Origin of the sequence: Clostridioides sp. ZZV15-6383 (assembly GCF_020657735.1) — a bacterium.
Lineage (GTDB): Bacteria > Bacillota > Clostridia > Peptostreptococcales > Peptostreptococcaceae > Clostridioides > Clostridioides difficile_D.
The window spans coordinates 1-555 of sequence record NZ_JAGWCV010000136.1; the positions used below are offsets into that span (position 1 = coordinate 1).

Sequence of the window (555 nt, forward strand, 5' to 3'; positions counted from 1 at the left end):
TTATATCTCTATCGTGAGTTTCATTACAACTAGGACAAATCCATTCTCTTATATTTAAGTCCTTCACTTCCTCGTTTTTATACCCACATTTATTGCATATTTGTGAACTTGCAAAGAATTTACCTACTTTTACAATTTTTCTACCATGCCAATTAGCCTTGTATTCTAATTGACGAACAAATTCTGACCATGACACATCAGAAATTAAGCGAGATAGTTTACGATTTTTAATCATATTCTTTACTTGTAAATCTTCTATGCAAATAATATCATTCTCTTTTATTAATTTAGTAGATAGTTTTTGTAGAAAATCATTTCTTTGATTAGCTATATATTCTTGAAGTCTTGCAACTTTTAATCTTGCTTTATTTCTATTTAAACTACCGATTGTTTTTCTCGATAATTCTCTTTGTAATTTAGCAAGTTTACTTAATGACTTCTTAAGATACTTAGGATTTTCTATAAATTCTCCACAACTTGAGATACAAAATTCTTTAATTCCTAAATCTAAACCTATCTGATTATTAGTATTTTCAAATGCTTCAATATCTACAT

At 27.0% G+C, this 555-nt stretch carries 1 protein-coding gene; it reads right to left on the minus strand.

Going from position 1 to position 555, the window contains the following annotated elements:
• Window positions 1-555, minus strand: a 555-nt coding sequence (locus KGF42_RS19135; RefSeq protein ID WP_227826905.1) for a transposase, incomplete at both ends; no start/stop codon positions are given.